The following is a 16,893-nucleotide window of genomic DNA, read 5'->3' as shown; positions in this document are numbered from 1 at the left end:
GACGTTTTCTTCCCAGAAAACTGAATATAGCGCGGTGCCGTGACGCCCATGACGCGATCTCGGTATAAACGGGGCCAGACCGCCTCACTATGCCGATCTGCCGACTAACCAGGAGGCTTACAGGCTATGTTTGGCCTATCCGCTTTATTCTTGGCGCGATTTCAATTCGCGTTCACAGTCGGGTTTCATATTGTATTCCCGGCCTTTTCTATCGGGCTAGCTGCCTACCTCGCCGTTCTCGAAGGCCTCTGGCTGAAGACCGGCCGTGGCGCCTACCTCGACCTCTTTAAATACTGGCTCAAAATCTTCGCCATCGTCTTCGCGATGGGCGTGGTGTCCGGGCTAGTCATGTCCTACGAATTCGGCACGAACTGGTCTCAGTTCTCACAAAAAGCTGGCCCGGTCCTCGGCCCGATGCTTGCTTATGAAGTGATGACCGCCTTCTTCTTGGAAGCAGGCTTCCTTGGTGTCATGATGTTCGGCCTCAACCGCGTGGGTAAAGGGCTGCACTTCGGCTCCACCTGTATGGTGTCCATCGGTACGCTGATTTCCATGACATGGATTCTGTCTTCCAACTCATGGATGCAGACGCCACAGGGTTATATCATTGACCAAGCAACTGGCCGCTTCCTCCCGAAGGATTGGTTGCAAATCGTCTTTAACCCATCCTTCCCATACCGTCTGGTCCACATGGGTCTGGCCGCATTCCTGTGCGTTGCCTTCATCGTGGCTGGCGTTGGTGGCTGGCACTTGCTGAAGGCGCGCCGTGAAGGCCGTCAAGCATCAGAACAAGTACGCCTGATGTTCTCCATGGCCATGTGGATGGCCGCAATCGTCTCCCCGATCCAAGTTCTGGCAGGCGATACGCAAGGTCTAAACACGCTGGAATATCAGCCTGCTAAGATCGCCGCGATGGAAGGTGACTGGGAGTCCGAAGGTCGCGCACCGGAAATCCTGTTCGGTATTCCAGATATGGAAACCGAAACAACGAAATACCGTGTCGAACTGCCATTGGTTGGTTCTTTGATCCTGACGCACAGCCTCGATGGCAAAGTGCCGGGCCTGAAAGACTACCCGAAGGACATTCGCCCGTATTCACCACTCTTGTTCTTCTCCTTCCGCATCATGGTCGCTCTGGGCATGCTGATGGTACTGGTCGGTCTGTGGTCCTTGTGGCTGCGCTGGAAGGGGCGGCTGTACAACACAGCACTTCTGCACCGCGTTGCACTGCTGATGTCCCCTGCTGGCTTTATCGCTCTGCTGTGCGGCTGGATCACCACCGAAGTCGGGCGTCAGCCTTTCACGGTGTACGGTCTTCTGCGTACGGATGAAAGTGCATCCCCGATCTCCCTTGGCAGCATCGAAACCTCGATGGTCGCCTTCGTGATCGTGTATTTCATCGTCTTCGCGGGTGGTATGGGCATTCTGCTGAACGCATTCCGTCATGAGCCTCATAACAATGAAGAAGGCCCAGACGAGCATCAGCCGCATATGTCTGCTGGCACCACGCAAGTCTCTCACCACCCCCATGGCCACGGCCTGGCAGAGTAAGAAGTCAGAGAGAAGTATCGATGTTAGAATCAGCCTACTGGCTTCCCGTGGTATGGGCCGTTCTCGCGGCCACAGCCATCTTCCTCTACGTCATTCTTGACGGGTTCGACCTCGGTATCGGTGTCCTGTTCCTTAAGGAACGGGACCACGACCACCGTAACGTCATGGTCAACACAGTCGCCCCTGTCTGGGACGGCAACGAAACGTGGATGATCTTTGGCGGCGCCACGCTCTACGGCGTTTTCCCCGTCGCATACGGCACAATCCTGCCTGCTCTGTACCTGCCAATCCTGTTCATGCTTTTGGCACTGATCATGCGTGGTGTGGCGTTTGAGTTCCGCTTCAAGATGAAGTCTTCCGCCAGCCAGATGCTGTGGGACGGCGCTTTCTGTGGTGGCTCCATCGTCGCTTCCTTCATGCAAGGCATCATCCTCGGCACACTGGTCCAAGGCATCCCAACCAAAAACCATGTTTTTGTTGGCTCATCCTTAGACTGGCTCACGCCGTTTGCCCTGTTCTGCGGCTTGGCAGTAACCATCGGCTATACCCTACTGGGTGCAACATGGTTGATTTGGCGCTGTGAAGGTGAACTGCAACAAACCATGCGCCGCGCATCCTACAGCCTTGGCGTGCTCATGTTGCTGTGCATTGTCGCCGTCTCAGTGTGGACGCTGAACCTGCACACCACCTACATGGACCGTTGGTTGATGTGGCCACAAATCGCACTGATTGCGCCGGTACCAGTCGCAACAGTTGTCGTCGCTGCCGCCCTTTTCTTGGGCCTGCGCCACAAGCCTTCGCAACTGCTGCCATTCGTAGCAACATTGCTGCTGTTCTTCCTGTGCTTCACAGGGTTGGGGATCAATGTCTGGCCGAACATCGTGCCGCCATCCATCTCCATCTGGGAAGCATCATCACCGCCACAATCACAGGCCTTCCTGCTGGTTGGTGCCATGTTCCTTCTGCCGATCATTCTTGCGTACACGATCTACTCTTACTACGTGTTCCGCGGGAAAGTGACGACAGAACATCACTACCACTAAGGCCACTCGGCAGGAGCACTCGCGATGAAGATTGAGTATGGAAGCCCAACCCAAGGAAAAGGCTTTTTCAGTTGGCTAAAACGCGTCGGCTGGCTTCTTGTCTTCTGGATTGGTGGCGTCGTCGTCGTGAGTTGCACTGCTGAATTGCTGAAGAAAATTATCTTCTCCGGCATGCACTAAAAGAAAAACCCCACTCTGCGAAGAGTGGGGTTTTTTATTGGCATCAATGTCCGCCCGGGGTTCCTGCACTACCGCTCCCCATAGGACCCGCAATCACATAGGCCTCACCAAATCTCCCTATAGCGGCCCCTGTCACAGGGTCATGCAGGAACAACGTTCCATCCGGCAGTGACGGCTCAGCTGACGCCGCGGCCACATTTCGTTTCCACCACTGCACCACCTTACCCAACCACGTGTAATGCAAGGCCGGAGGAACCAGCACACGCTCCCCCACCACATTCTCATGTAAATTTAACTTTCCGCCATCAATAAAATGGGCCGTCACCATCGGCTCCACAAAAGTATTAATCGCGTTCCCACGCTTCAATCCAATAGTATGCCCACGCGCCAAAACCGGATTAATACTGGCACAATTTACTGCACAAAAAAGAGTAAAACATAGTACATAACCACGTATACACATGACTTTCCCCTTCCCTTTACGCGCAACACAACCATTCAATAACGCATAGACATCAAATAACTTCACCTACTCAATAGTATACTCTTTAAACGTGAACAAAAAATACACATAGACCACTGCCATTCTCACGTTTTCACGCAGTTACGGAGTATTTATTTCAGTTGCCGTGAGAAGCAATACCATCCGTTCCCATTGGACCACTCATAAAATAAGCTGCCCCGAACTGTCCGATCGCAGTTCCCGTCATAGGGTCGTGCAACATAGGTGTTCCATCCGGAAATGAATGATCTTCAGTCCTATCACGCGTCATAGCTTTCCACATCTGCACCCCTTGCCCAATAGCCGTATAATGCAAAGTCGGCCCATGAGCGGCATAGACAGAGGACACACTACTCTTCATATAATGGCCAGATTGCTCAGCGAAATCGCCGTTAATATGAGGGGAAACAAACATATTAATGGCCTTCTGCTGAGACGGAGGCACACTCCGTATATGCGCCCCAATCACCGGCGTCATAAGAAACAGAATAGCCCCCCCCAACACACCGAGCCGCAGCCTCATCACAGACACACTCATAGAAAACTCCTTCGCCTAACATCACAACCCTATGCGGCACTCAGCGTGTCTGAGCACTAAAAACCCCGTAACCTTCTTCAACTCACATCTTTAGCCCGCCGTAACGCAGCAAATTCCTCAACCGTTTTTGCGCGCACAAAAGGATTAATCGCTCGCTCACTAACCAAACGCACCGGCAAAGTTGCACGCCCCTCTGCTCTAAGGCGCAGTACTTCTGCTTCATACGCTTCTAAAGCCGTATTTTCGGGATCTACCCGGCGCGCAAAACGAACGTTTGATTCCGTATATTCATGCCCAGCACACACCCATGTCTCACCGGGTAGTGCCTCGAACTGAGCAATACTCGCAAACAACTCCGCAGCCGTCCCCTCAAGCAGGCGCCCACACCCAGCACTAAACAACACATCACCACAAAATAGCGCTGGAACCTGTGGCACAACATACGAAACATGCCCAACAGCATGCCCCGGCGTGGCCAAAACCTGCACAGTCAAACCCGCTAGTTCTAACGTCTCTCCACCGCGTATAATTGTATCCAATCGCGGCATAGCTGGTGCTTCGGCGCCAATCACACGGGCCCCATACCGCTTACGCAGCGCATCCGTGCCCCCCACATGATCAGCGTGATGATGCGTCAATAAAATCCAATCGAGACGCCCATCTGCCAAAACCTTTGCGCACTCTTCCGCAGAGCCAGGATCAATCAAAACCCTTTGCCCCTCAGGGCACGTCACCAACCACGCATAATTATCACTCAAAACAGGGATTCCCTGCACATTGTAAGACATGATTATTTCCTTTCCCCACCGTAAAACGCTACATAAAGCGTATGCAGACAAACAGGCTCCACACCCCGGATATTTCTGCGTTTTATAGGACCCCGGTTGGACAAAGGGTACAAACCCTACTCCAACGGCACATCAAGTCTTTACCTTTTCCACCCTGCCAACAGGCCATCGCACTTGGCCATGCCACCCCCTATCGGCGCGCTTTGCCTGACAACACAATTTTCGCACATCTCACACCCCCATCTCACCAAGAAGCAGGCCAAAAACACTGCATCGTCGATACAACACGACTTCCTTTCGATGACTGCTCCGTGCCTCTTATTCTTGCGGTACATGCCCTCGAATTTGCACCATCCCCCTCAGAGCTTCTCCGCGCCTTATGGAAAAGCCTGCGCGATGACGGCCACCTCATCCTCGTCATTCCCAACCGTTCAGGGCTTTGGGCTCATTCGGACCGAACACCCTTCGGGCACGGCACACCCTTTAGCACTCAACAAATTCAACGCCTTCTTACGCAAAATCTTTTTAAAACAGACTATAAACGTTCAACCCTCATCGCGCCCCCCTGCATGCTCACCCACAGTTCTGGCCGTATGATAGAATACCTAGCCACTTACCTGCCTTCGCCCTGTGCTGGCCTGCATCTTCTCGTCGTGCGCAAGAACCTGTACGCTGGCCTTCCATTAGCCGTATCGCACAAAGCTGTGCCCTCGGCCCGACAGATTACCGCCGCAGCATGGAGCCAACAGGATCCTTCCGCGTCTTGACCCACCCGCTCAGCAACGCCAAAGAGTGACCTATGTCTTTGATCCAATCTTTTAAGCTCGTCCTGTCGCCCCCGCATCGCGCCGCGACCCCCTTCCTCGCAGCAGGTGCAGCCGTTGCACTTCTTGGTCGCCTGACGCCTTGGCGCTGCACACGCGCTCTCGGCAAAGCGGGCCTCGCTTTCTCAGCATTCTGCCTCTACTTCTTCCGGGACCCGAACCGCTTCCCGCCACAAGATGATAGCTTGGTCATTGCCCCAGCAGATGGCCGCGTTACGGGCATTTCTCTCGTCGCACCACCAACAGCATTGGAAATGGGAAACACACCAGTCTGGCGCGTATCCATCTTCCTCTCTGTTCTGGACGTACATATTAACCGCATGCCAGCCGCCGGTAAGGTCACGAAAGTTGCCTATCACGCTGGCAAATTCCTAAATGCCAGCCTCGACAAGGCCTCCGAGCATAACGAACGTAATGAATTACGCCTCACCTTAGCTGATGGCCGCAATATCGGCGTGGTCCAGATTGCAGGCCTGATTGCGCGCCGCATTCTGTGCTTCGTCAACGAAGGAGATGCCGTCGAAGCGGGTGAACGCTTTGGCCTAATTCGCTTCGGTTCACGCACCGATGTATACCTGCCAGCAGGAATCGAACCCTTGGTCGAAAAAGGCCAAACCATGACCGGCGGTGAAACCGTCCTCGCCCGCTTATAATGAAACAGGACGCCGCCGCGCCCATGCACGATACACAAACCCCACGCCAGAAACGGCGCATCCGCCGTCGCCTCCGCCGCATGGGGCGTCCTGCACGCGTGCGTGTGCGCGGCCCGTCTTTTAACCGTCTCATCCCTAACATTTTAACCATGTTAGGGCTCTGCTCCGGCTTAAGCGGCATGCGCTTTGCACTGGAGCATAACTTTCAAAAAGCCGCGATTGCCCTACTTATCGCCGCGTGCATTGATGGACTAGACGGCCGCATTGCCCGTCTTCTCCGCGGCACATCACGCTTTGGTGCCGAGTTTGATAGCTTGTCAGACTTCGTTTGTTTCGGCGTAGCGCCTTCTTTTGCATTGCTCATGTGGTCCCTTGAAAATGCGGGACGCTACGCCTTCATTCCCTGCATGATGTTCACCGTCTGTATGGCGCTGCGCTTAGCTCGCTTTAACGCCGCCCTCGATGATGACGATAAACCAGATTACTCCGCCAACTTCTTCACTGGCGTCCCTGCACCTGCTGGAGCGGGCATTGTCCTATTCCCCATTTTTTTAGGTTTAGAAGCGGACCGCCTAAAAATACCGAGCTTGGCAGCCTTCGCGCACTCTCCCATGGTCTCGGCATTATGCCTTGCATTCACCGGGATTTTGCTCGTTTCAACCGTGCCCGTATGGTCTTTTAAAAACTTTAAAGTTCCATCACGTTTTGTCTTACCCCTCCTACTCGGAACAGGGCTTTATACAGGCTTTCTGGTCGCTGATCCTTGGGGAGCACTCGCAGGCGCTGGCGTGCTCTACATCATCATGATGCCGTTTTCACAACGCTCCTACCGCCGCTTACGTCAAGCCGCAGAAGAAATGAGTGAACGCATTGATGATGAAACGCCCGCATAATTCTGCGGGCGTTGGCACTCAACATATGAGCGCAAAAGCAATCAACGCGCCCACATAATAGACCCACGGTCATCTCTCTGCTGAAAGCAAACCTCAGCAGGTGGAAGCGGGGCCATCAAACCCCGCCAAACGCGTTCTTACTCAGTCACATCCCACAGCCACGCTGCACCACGCACGCCAGAGCTATCACCGTGAATATTCTTCACGATAGGCGTTGTGCAGGTTGGGGTAATCACATGCTTCGCCAAAAGCGGCGGCACACGCTCATACAGTGACTTCAGGTTTGAAATCCCACCACCGACAACAATCACGTTCGGGTCAAGGAAGTTAATTGCCAACGCACAGGCGCGTGCAAAACGCTCCATATAGCGGTTCAGAGCACCAATCGCTGCTTGGTCACCGTTCTTCGCGGCATCTTCAATACCGGCTGTATTACGGTTACCTTCCCCCAACCAGTCCGCAGCTAAAGCTGGACCGCATAAATACCGCTCCATACAGCCGGTATTGCCACAAAAACAGGCGCGTGCCGGCTGATCTTCAGGCGCTGGCCATGGCAGTGGAATATGCCCCCACTCACCCGCAATATGATGCTGCCCTTCCAACACACGCCCACGGTTTACAATGCCGGAGCCCATGCCTGTGCCGACAATGATACCAAAAACTGTTGTCGCACCTTTCCCTGCACCATCCGCAGCTTCGGACAAGGCAAAGCAATTCGCGTCATTTTCTGTCCGCACAGGGCGGGCCAAAGCAGACTCTAAATCCTGACCAAAAGGCTGATTGTTCAACCAGGTTGCATTCGCATTTTTGATCAAGCCAGTTTCCGGAGAAATAGACCCCGGAATACCAATCCCCAAAGTAGATGTATGCTGCCCAGCCGACACGCGATGGCTCGGAACAGAGCCAAGACGGTGGTCCACACCCGCGACCAAATCACGAATAGCCAGAACCATTTCGGGATAAACACCCGGATTAGGAATGCGCTCACGCAGGACCAAATCACCCTGTCGGTTAAGCGCTGCAATCTCGATCTTCGTTCCACCAAGATCGATGCCAAGACGATAATCAGCCATCGTGTACCCCGTTACCTGAAAGGTCCAAACGTCGGTTGGTAAAAAAACACATGCCGCTTATGCGACGATCTGGTGCACTCTGAAAGGGCTGGAAAGCATTTTTGCCGGACAAATTACCGCGACTATGCTGCTTTCCCCTCCCGGAATGCGACCAATGCAGCCAAAATTGCGGCTGGTTCGGGCGGGCACCCTGGCACAGAACGCTGCACACGCGTCAATCCTGCCAGCCCGCCTAATGTGGCATATCCCCCAGCAAACGGCCCGCCATCGACTGCACACCGACCAATCGCAATTAACGACTTGCCTGCCGGCATCGCTCGCCACACATGATCCAACCGCTCGGCACAACGGCGCGATACCGCCCCCGTCACTAACAGCCAGTCTGCATCTTCAGGCTGCAAAACGCGCCGAAAGCCATTCTGTTCCAAAGCATAAGCGCCACCGCATAAAGTCTCCAACTCCATAGCACAGCCTTCACAACTGCCTGTTTCCAAAAAGTACAGACTAATAGGCAGGTGATGCCCTCCCCCCGCAGGAGCGTGCGCACGCCAGCGCCGTACATCCAAAAATGCATTAATCAGGCTAACCGTACGGCTTTTCATTGCGCCACCCCAGCCGTCGAGAGGCCCAACGAACGTAAGGCCAACGGCATCATCGTAACATCCATATCCATCATGATACGCCCTAATGCCGCCACGACCGGCACAGCCGGGTCACGCATATGCACTGCGTCAATCCGCCCCTCCTTCAAGCGCACCCAAACCCACACATCACCACGCGCAGCCTCGGCTGCGCCGAGCCCTTCTTGATGGATGGCCTGAGGAATCGCGGGATAAGCCTCATCCGCATCCCCCAAACCAAAACTACTCAAAATACGCTCGAGCAAACGCAAAGAATCAAACATCTCGGTCATACGAACCGCTTGTCGTGCCCGCGCATCACCCTCACTCGCTCCCGTAGCGCGCAGAGCATCGAGCCGCATTCCATTTTCAGCACGCCGCAAATCGAGACTACGCCCACTGCTCCGCCCTAACGGCCCGCCAATAGCCAGGCCCCGCGCAAGATCAACAGGTAAGACAGCAAGCCCTGCTAAACGCGGTGCATAGACATCCACCAAAAGCGCCAACTTCGATAAACGCGGCTTCATCTCACGCAGAACCGCCTGCGCCAAAGGCACGATTTCTACCCCACGCCGATAACCCTCTTTGCGGATCATATCCGTCAAACGCCGCGTCGCCCCATGATCCACACAAACACGCGCTAGCGCTTCACGCGCATGTGTGCAATGCGCCGCCAAGACGCCCGCATCCATCGCACACGCCGTTAACATCACATCATGCAAATGAACCGAAATACGCTCAATTTCGAGGAGGACCATCCAACCATCACGAATAGCCGGTTCAATAGAGCGCCCTTCGGCCTGCATGAATGCCCGCGCCAAGGCCAAAGGATACGCCACATACCCCCCCGCAGACATTCGAGAAACAAGCCCCATCGCTTCATCCGGCGTACGCCCCAAAAGCTGCGCTATAACCCCCCGGTGCCCGAGCCCCGCTTCACATTGTTCAGCGCAAATCCCCCCCTGCTGCCCATCAGGCACCAAGCCAAAAACGCCACTCACACCATTACCATCAACCCAAAATGGCGCCTTAGATGCCTTCAACGCTCCACCATGGCTCCCACCGGGCCCCGGGCGCTGCGCTAATGGCCATGTAATATCCCATGCCCCACCATCCAATGCAGAGCGGCCATCCCCCGGAACGTCCATGGCCTCAACACCATACAAGTCGAACGCAACGCGCTCTCCCCATTCCGCCACCGGATAACGCTGCGATGGCCCGACATAACGTTTGTCATCAATCGCCGTGCTGACCAAAAGGGGCTGATCCCCTTCTAAAAACAGCCCATAAGCTCGCAGCTCATCCGCCCAAAAAGACAACATCGGCAAGGCCACTGCAGACATATGCCATAACGCCTGCCATTGTGAGGCATCCACCGCATAATGCCCATAAGACAGCCGCTCTCCACCCCGCACCAAACGGCCCATAGAAGACAGAGGGATCATGGTTTCCACACCGGTTCTGGATGCCATTGCAGCAGGTAAAGCCCCGCACATCCGATAAGAATGAGCCCCAGCTCAAAGCGGTTCATCCATACCCCCGCAGCATAATGTTCTGTACCCACACGCCATAATGCCGGCAACCACAACACCATCACCACAACAAACCACATGGTAGGCAGCGCCAGCCCCATCGCTAATAACGCAACGAAAACCGGTGACGGCGGCACACCTGCCCCTAATTGTAATAAGCGCTCAGCCCTGACCCAACGCTGCCCAACAGCTAACCCCAAAGCCGCCAAACACAGCAAAACAACAGCATTACCCGCGCCAAAAGCCGCAGCCACAGCCGCCAACCCCATAACGCCGCTCAGCAAACCCACAGTACTTTGTACCCGGCCTAGCCCCATCATCAGCAACGTGACAAACCCTGCCGCAAGCACAATATCACGCACAACAAGCACCGCATTCAGGCGCCAGATCAACACAATAGCCGCAAAACGAAGAGCAATTTCCAATAGATTTTCAGCGATATCGTCATGCTCTTCCCGCACCGGAGCCGGACCAAGACCCGCCATCATCCCAAGTCCCGCAGCGAGAAAAACACTTCCCAACATTCCGCCATTTCCAGACAGAATATCACCTCCAGCTTGCTGCCCCAACGCCAACCATGCTGCCCCCAAAGCCGCAATAATCACACCAGCCAAGCGACTGCGCGTCATGTCCCAGACAAAAGATGCACGCTGCGCCCGACGTGCCGCGCGCCATGCGGATAGTACAAAACCCACCCCACAGAACGCCGTTACGGCAAAAACATCCCGTACATTCAGCGCCTGTAACGCACACCCCGTCACCGCAAAGGACAAAACCGTGCTGCTTGGCGCTGTTCTTTCTTCCCCCCCTAACAACAACAGCACAGGCACCAGCGCCACCAAAGACGAGCACGCCGCAGAAAGCGGATCACTGCTCGGCAATAACCACACAGCAAAAGGCGTTAAGATTCCACCAGCCACAGCAAACGTGACCGCCGCAGGAAACTGACGGTCAGACGGTGTTAAATACAACAAAAACGCCGCCAACCACGGCCATACGGTTACCGCAGATAAGAGCCCCGGATGGATCACCCCGCATCCTCCTCAACCCGACGCCACGCCAAGCGCGGTAACAACACCAATCCAAAAACAACAAACACACCAGATAATACCGTTGCGACAAGCAAGAATACCCATGAATGCAGGACACAGGCCAAGACTGAAAGCCCAATAACCGAGCGAATAAAGCCCGAAAATTGTACCAACACCGGACCACTCACAGCACCACACACACCCGCCAGCACCACACCCGTCGCTAATGTAGCGTCCAAACCAACCGATGCACCACTCAACCCAAGAGCAAGCAATAAAAACATCGCTCCAACAACAGGCCAGACCGCCGCCCCCCCCGGCCTATGTGGCGCGAATTGTTGCAGCCAGCGCCACATACCCACTGTCACAGCAAGAATAACGATGGCCGAACAGAACCACAAAAACCCCGTACTGACGGTCCCAGCCGCTAGCGCACAAACCACCCCATATATAGGCAGGGTCCGCCCATCACGCCCGATGCTCGCCAAGGCCAATAAAAGAAGCACACCAAAACACAAAATCACGTTGCAGCCCTTCCCGAAAGCGCCAGCAACAACGCCATCCCAATAAATAAAATAGCAATACGCCCCGAGCGCTCCTGCTGCATCAGACGCAGTACAGCAAACACCACAAGCCCCAACATTAAACGCACGACCAACCCTAATAGAGCACTGCCCCACGAGAGCGCATGACTATCAAGCGCCCCAATGAACCCCGGCAGCCCCACATCAACCAGCAATAAAAGCCATGCACTATCCAGTAATAACGCCAAATGCCGCGCCATATCTGCTTCCAAACGCAACATCGGCGCCCCTTCCGCGAGGCCACGCCCCGGTGCTATGGGCCGCAAAGGCGGACACACTACCGCTAGCGCCACGGCTGCACATGCAAGCGCCCCCTCAAGCCCGGGCACCGGCTCCACTTGCAAATTGGCACACAACCCTGCCAACCCATCACTGCCCGGAGCCGTCAATGCAATTAACGCTTCAATCACACCTAAAATAATAAAGCCCAGCCCAGCACCACGCCATTCACGCCGGAGCGCCGTCATACTGCTCTGCGGCACACCGGCCCACACCCCCCATGCACCCAGCGCCAAACGCCCCGCCAACAGAAAACTACCTAACAGCAATGGGTCCGCCATATTGGCTAAGCCATGCGTACTCCCGACCATCGGCAAAGAGACAAACGCCATACATGCCGCAGCCAGCGCAAATGCCTGCATGACAGACAAACGCTGACACCACACCCTCCGCCAACCTTGCCAAAAACAAAACCACTGCGGCCCCGAAACCGCTTCACCCGCCACCCAACGTGGGGCATCACGCAAGCACCACTGTAGCCATGGCACACACACCATAAAAATGAGAGCTTGCAGCAGCGCATAAATGACCGGAAGCACATACGCATCCATCATGCCTGCGCTCCCAACACGGCAAGAATAATCGTCAGGACTACAAGCCACCACCCAAGCGACGCGCCCCCCTCCCGCAACGCTGGCCCCACGGCGGATAAACGCGCCCCACCACGTCCACCAAAGAAGGCAACATCACGCATGACCTTCCGCACAACCACCAGATACCGCCGCCAAGACCATGGCACCGCCCCACGACGCACCGGAAAAATCGGCCCACGAGGAAACACTAGGCCGCGCCCAAAAAAGACACTTCCGCCTCCACGGCGCACAAGAATCCAATAAAAAAGACTTAAAAACAAAGCGATAAAACCAATATGCAAAAACGCACCATCCCCCCCACCTAAGGATGCAAAAGGCAAACCATTCCCACCAAGACCGTATTTTTGGATCACAACCAAGATAACCGTTAGCGCCCCTAACAAGCCCCCAGCCTTTCGGACCTCTCTCAAAGAAAGAGCATCACCTTGACGCGGCATACGGCACACATGCCAAAGTTCCAACACAGCAAGCACGCCCAAAACCAAAGCACACAGCATAGCAGGCACAGCCCAACCCGAAGCCGCCGCCGCCAAATTTAACGCCGCATGCACCCCCACCCACAACACAATAAAACCCGGCATAGGTGGAAAGGGAGCAGCCAAAACAGACGCAACCCCAATGTATTTAACAGGCCAAGACCGCAACCATTGCACGACCAAATCAAGCACCGCCGCCATAATGGCGCCTTGCCCGGTCTGATCCAACCCCTCATGCTGGGCCGCAGCAGACAACGCCACCAATAAAGCAGGCCGCACCATACCTGCCGCAGCAACATCTGTCACAACGCCCTGCACCGTGCGCATGGCCAACACGACAGCCATCAAACAACATAAGACAACCGTGCATAGCGGTGCAGAAGCAGCACTATGCCACACCAAAAGAGCGGCTAAACCCGCCATGCCCGGCGGAACACTGCCTCCACGCGACAAAGCTGCGCGTGTCGTCGCCTTCTCCTCTGCAAGCCACGGCCAAAACACAACGGGTAAAACAGCCGCACAGCCCCATACCTGCCCGGGCAACAAGGCAAAGATTATTAAGGAAATCACCCGCCACCACGGCGGTGCGCCTGACACACCAAATACCGTGACGCCCCCCAGCAAAAGGGCCGACACCAGAGGAGAGGTTAAAAGACCTACCCCCAGCACACAGACGAGTAATGCTACCCCACGCACACGCCGCATATCGCCTAATGCCGCACAGATACTCGGCGCCGCCAAGCAATAAGACACCACATCGCGGGTTATAAAATCCATGAAAGCCGTCAGAACGCCACCCGTACCCAGTCTGTTACAGCTGGCCTCATGCCAAGCTTGTCAAATCATTGCGAGAGATAGCTTGCGGCGCGGCGCAGGGAAAGCACGTTCCAACACAGCAAGGTCCTCTACTTGCAAAACAATCTCCTGCGCAGCCAAGTTCAGCCGCACATGTTCAACCTGACCCGCCTTTGGAATAGCTAAGACATTGTCTCTGTTCAAAACAAAGGCCAAAGCAATTTGCGCCGCCGTTGCTGGTCCAAGAGAGGTTTCATGCCGTGCCGCCACCTGAGCCAAGGCAGGATGCCGCAACAAAGCCCCACCTTGCCCCAACGGAGAATAGGCCATGGTCACCACACCTTCTTGCCGGTCATACGGCAATAGATCGAACTCTACCCCCCGATGCTCCAAACTATATAAAATCTGATTGGCCACACAGTGCTCAGACAAGGCATGGACCTCTTCCATGTCATCAACATCAAAGTTGGACACGCCCCACGCGCCGATCAAACCATCTTGCTTTAACGCTTCAAAAGCACGAATCGTTTCGTCCAGAGGCTCCCCTCCGACCCAATGCAGTAAATAGAGGTCTAAACGCTCCACCCCAAGATAACGCAACGAACGCTGGCACGCCTTCAGCGTCCCTTCATAAGACGCATTCGACGGCAAAACTTTACTGACCAAAAAGACATCATCGCGGCAATCTGCAACAGCTTCCCCAACCAGCGCTTCCGACCGGCCAGAACCATACATTTCCGCCGTATCAATGACCCGCAAACCGGCTTCAAGACCCGCTCGCAAACTCTCAATTTCATTATGTCGTTGTGCGCGCGTATCGCCGACATTCCACGTCCCCATTCCAAGAGCAGGAACCGTGACGCCATTGCGAAATGTTACGGTCTTCATTGGGCATTCCTCTACGCATACCAGAGTATGCCAAATGCTACGCCCGTTCCTCACAGGACAAAAGCCGCATCTTAGCCCGCCTTAGCCCACCCTCGTTCGCCCTGCTTCCAATACACAAGACGATGACCCGCGTTTTTGAGGTTTTTCCAACGCTGGCGAGCACGCTGCACCTGCGCCTCATCATGCCCATCAAACACATCAAAAACACGTGTGAAAGGCTCTAAGAGCTCCGGCCCAGCGCCATCAATACGGAACAAAAATTTTGCCCCATTCGGCACGTCAATTCCTGCCGTTAACCAGATAGGCTGCCATGCCGCATGGCCCATTTTCTCCGTGCCATGCGGCAGCCATACAGGCTCTTTTACCGCCCATAAAGCAGCATCCAGCGCCGAGACCTGTTCTACGCTCGAACAACACACAACAGCACGTTCCCCCGCATCTAAGGTCTTACCGAGCAATGTCGGTAAGACCTGATCCAGCGTCGTACGCGTGAGGTGATAAAACCCAATCTCAACAGCTGAAGACATCGTTAGCCTTGTGCTTCAATGTCCCGCACATAGCGGTCCAACAAACGCACGCCAAAGCCGGTTGCCCCCTTCGGCGTGACGGCTTCAGCTTTGCTCTTATACGCCGTACCCGCAATGTCTAAATGCGCCCACGCCGTCTTACCCACGAAACGTTGCAAGAAGCATGCTGCCAAAATAGCACTCCCCGGGCGGCCACCAATATTCTTCATATCCGCAATATCGGTATCAATCTGCTTATCGTAAGCAGCGCCCATCGGCATACGCCACAGCTTTTCATCCACGCTTGTTCCTGCCCCTGAAAGGGCAGACGCCAAACCATCATTATTGCTGAACAGACCAGCATGTTCTGTCCCAAGGCTCACAACAATTGCCCCGGTCAGCGTAGCAAGGTTTACGATGACACGCGGATCAAAACGCTCCTTCGTGTACGACAGCGCATCCGCCAGTACCAAGCGGCCTTCCGCATCCGTGTTCAACACTTCAATGGTCTGACCGCTATGGCTCATCACTACATCACCCGGGCGCTGCGCCGTGCCAGAAACCATATTCTCCACAAGCCCAACAACACCGATGGCATTCACCTTCGCCTTACGCTGCGCCAGCGTTGAAAGCAGGCCAACCACCGCAGCAGCGCCGCCCATATCAGCCTTCATTTCATCCATGCCAGCCGCTGGCTTGATTGAAATCCCACCGCTATCGAAGGTGACGCCCTTACCCACGAACGCCAGCGGTGCTTCATCACCACCGCCGTCATGACGCATGATGACCAAACGCGGCGGCGTTGCACTGCCCTGCGCCACGCCCAACAGAGCGCCAAAACCCAACTCGGCCATGGCTTGTTCGTCCAGCACTTCAACCTTCAGACCGTGCTCTTCCAGCTCAACAATACGGTCAGCAAACGTCACTGGGTTCAGCACATTCGCTGGTTCATTCACCAAATCACGCGCCAAAGACACACCGCTGCCTACGGCACTCAGGTCAGCCCAGCGTGCTGCTGCCGCATCATCAGCCACAACGTCAACGCGCGTTAAAACCTTCTTTGGCACATTCTTCGTACGATATGCCGTGAAGCTATATGCCCCCAACACCGCACCAAGTGCTGCTTCTGGAGCAAACTTCTCAAGCCCCGGCGCCAGCATCAACACGGCATCTTCAACGCCTTCCAGCGCACGAGCCGCCGCTGCACCCGCTTGTTCCATCCCCGTTGGAGCAACCTTAGACGCGCCCTTCTCAGCTGCACCAACCAGCACCAACTGCGTAAACGCCGGAGACGGTGCCACTAACGACAACACTTGCCCCACATCCCCGCAGAACTCTTTTTGCGCAACAGCACGCAGGACAGCACCGCCACACAGCGCATCCAAGCTCTTCAAATCTTCTGGGGATGCTGATGCACACAAGAACGCAACCGCACGAGGCGTCGCGTCATCAAGAGCCAATGAGGGAACAAAAGATACGTCGAGCATAATGACCAATCTCCAAAACGTTTGTCTTCAATAATCTTGCCCGTTATCGGAGAGCGC

Annotated in this window: 19 protein-coding genes; 6 read left to right on the top strand and 13 right to left on the bottom strand. The window is 55.1% G+C overall.

All coding sequences use genetic code 11. The features are described from left to right. The first annotated feature begins 126 nt into the window (after nt 1-126). The 3 genes from NTH01S_RS02685 to NTH01S_RS11710 are packed head-to-tail and all read left to right on the top strand — an operon-like array spanning nt 127 to nt 2,774. Nucleotides 127-1,551 carry a cytochrome ubiquinol oxidase subunit I gene (locus NTH01S_RS02685; protein WP_068169043.1) on the top strand — a complete coding sequence of 475 codons (1,425 nt, stop codon included), beginning with the start codon at nt 127-129 and terminating at the stop codon, nt 1,549-1,551. Between the two features lie 20 nt (nt 1,552-1,571). Then, nucleotides 1,572-2,594 (top strand): cytochrome d ubiquinol oxidase subunit II, encoded by a 1,023-nt coding sequence (cydB, locus tag NTH01S_RS02680; RefSeq protein ID WP_068169040.1) that lies wholly within the window; start codon nt 1,572-1,574, stop codon nt 2,592-2,594. Between the two features lie 24 nt (nt 2,595-2,618). Continuing rightward, the gene (locus NTH01S_RS11710; protein WP_157070838.1) at nt 2,619-2,774 is read left to right on the top strand and encodes a DUF2474 domain-containing protein; all 156 of its coding nucleotides are present in this window, start codon (nt 2,619-2,621) and stop codon (nt 2,772-2,774) included. A gap of 43 nt (nt 2,775-2,817) precedes the next feature. Here NTH01S_RS11710 and NTH01S_RS02675 read toward each other — a convergent pair whose 3' ends face one another. From NTH01S_RS02675 to gloB, 3 genes are all read right to left on the bottom strand, one after another. After that, nucleotides 2,818-3,237: a hypothetical protein gene (locus NTH01S_RS02675; protein ID WP_157070837.1), complete on the bottom strand. Its 420-nt coding sequence runs from the start codon at nt 3,235-3,237 to the stop codon at nt 2,818-2,820. 157 nt (nt 3,238-3,394) lie between these two features. After that, entirely contained in the window at nt 3,395-3,814 is a 420-nt protein-coding gene (locus NTH01S_RS02670) for a hypothetical protein (protein ID WP_068169007.1), read from the bottom strand. A 77-nt stretch (nt 3,815-3,891) separates the two neighbouring features. Then, entirely contained in the window at nt 3,892-4,602 is a 711-nt protein-coding gene (gene gloB / locus NTH01S_RS02665; RefSeq protein ID WP_068169005.1) for a hydroxyacylglutathione hydrolase, read from the bottom strand. 41 nt (nt 4,603-4,643) lie between these two features. Between gloB and NTH01S_RS02660 the strand changes: the two genes are divergently transcribed. The 3 genes from NTH01S_RS02660 to NTH01S_RS02650 are packed head-to-tail and all read left to right on the top strand — an operon-like array spanning nt 4,644 to nt 6,972. Beyond that, nucleotides 4,644-5,369, top strand: coding sequence for a class I SAM-dependent methyltransferase (locus NTH01S_RS02660; protein ID WP_068169003.1), 726 nt, complete (start codon nt 4,644-4,646; stop codon nt 5,367-5,369). 32 nt (nt 5,370-5,401) lie between these two features. Continuing rightward, a complete protein-coding gene (locus tag NTH01S_RS02655; RefSeq protein ID WP_068169000.1) occupies nt 5,402-6,079 on the top strand; it encodes a phosphatidylserine decarboxylase in 678 nt (225 codons plus the stop codon). A gap of 23 nt (nt 6,080-6,102) precedes the next feature. Continuing rightward, a complete protein-coding gene (locus tag NTH01S_RS02650) occupies nt 6,103-6,972 on the top strand; it encodes a CDP-alcohol phosphatidyltransferase family protein (RefSeq protein ID WP_370664293.1) in 870 nt (289 codons plus the stop codon). Nucleotides 6,973-7,109: 137 nt separating this feature from the next. On the opposite strand, the gene NTH01S_RS02645 is transcribed toward NTH01S_RS02650, so the two are convergent. From NTH01S_RS02645 to NTH01S_RS02600, 10 genes are all read right to left on the bottom strand, one after another. After that, complete coding sequence (locus NTH01S_RS02645; protein ID WP_068168992.1) at nt 7,110-8,045, bottom strand: ROK family protein; 936 nt, start codon at nt 8,043-8,045, stop codon at nt 7,110-7,112. A 122-nt stretch (nt 8,046-8,167) separates the two neighbouring features. Then, nucleotides 8,168-8,647 carry an NADH-quinone oxidoreductase subunit B family protein gene (locus tag NTH01S_RS02640; protein WP_068168990.1) on the bottom strand — a complete coding sequence of 160 codons (480 nt, stop codon included), beginning with the start codon at nt 8,645-8,647 and terminating at the stop codon, nt 8,168-8,170. Further along, entirely contained in the window at nt 8,644-10,137 is a 1,494-nt protein-coding gene (locus tag NTH01S_RS02635; protein WP_245642077.1) for an NADH-quinone oxidoreductase subunit D-related protein, read from the bottom strand. The genes NTH01S_RS02640 and NTH01S_RS02635 overlap by 4 nt, the downstream gene beginning before the upstream one ends. Then, complete coding sequence (locus NTH01S_RS02630; protein WP_068168983.1) at nt 10,107-11,228, bottom strand: hypothetical protein; 1,122 nt, start codon at nt 11,226-11,228, stop codon at nt 10,107-10,109. The genes NTH01S_RS02635 and NTH01S_RS02630 overlap by 31 nt, the downstream gene beginning before the upstream one ends. Further along, nucleotides 11,225-11,752 carry a hypothetical protein gene (locus NTH01S_RS02625; protein ID WP_068168978.1) on the bottom strand — a complete coding sequence of 176 codons (528 nt, stop codon included), beginning with the start codon at nt 11,750-11,752 and terminating at the stop codon, nt 11,225-11,227. The genes NTH01S_RS02630 and NTH01S_RS02625 overlap by 4 nt, the downstream gene beginning before the upstream one ends. Then, nucleotides 11,749-12,645, bottom strand: a complete 897-nt coding sequence (locus NTH01S_RS02620) for a hypothetical protein (RefSeq protein ID WP_068168975.1) — start codon at nt 12,643-12,645, stop codon at nt 11,749-11,751. The genes NTH01S_RS02625 and NTH01S_RS02620 overlap by 4 nt, the downstream gene beginning before the upstream one ends. Next, complete coding sequence (locus NTH01S_RS02615) at nt 12,642-13,937, bottom strand: hypothetical protein (RefSeq protein ID WP_068168967.1); 1,296 nt, start codon at nt 13,935-13,937, stop codon at nt 12,642-12,644. Before NTH01S_RS02615 ends, NTH01S_RS02620 begins: the two co-directional genes overlap by 4 nt. A 60-nt stretch (nt 13,938-13,997) precedes the next feature. Then, nucleotides 13,998-14,843 (bottom strand): aldo/keto reductase, encoded by an 846-nt coding sequence (locus NTH01S_RS02610; protein WP_068168964.1) that lies wholly within the window; start codon nt 14,841-14,843, stop codon nt 13,998-14,000. A gap of 71 nt (nt 14,844-14,914) precedes the next feature. Beyond that, entirely contained in the window at nt 14,915-15,370 is a 456-nt protein-coding gene (locus tag NTH01S_RS02605; RefSeq protein WP_068168959.1) for a DNA polymerase III subunit chi, read from the bottom strand. A gap of 2 nt (nt 15,371-15,372) precedes the next feature. Continuing rightward, on the bottom strand, nt 15,373-16,836 hold the full coding sequence (locus tag NTH01S_RS02600; protein WP_068168953.1) for a leucyl aminopeptidase: 1,464 nt from the start codon (nt 16,834-16,836) through the stop codon (nt 15,373-15,375). Between the last annotated feature and the right edge of the window lie 57 nt (nt 16,837-16,893).

It is taken from the genome of Neokomagataea thailandica NBRC 106555, from assembly GCF_001598495.1.
GTDB lineage: Bacteria > Pseudomonadota > Alphaproteobacteria > Acetobacterales > Acetobacteraceae > Gluconobacter > Gluconobacter thailandicus_A.
The sequence above is the reverse complement of the archived record's forward strand: the minus strand, read 5'-3'. Positions and strand labels throughout refer to the sequence as shown.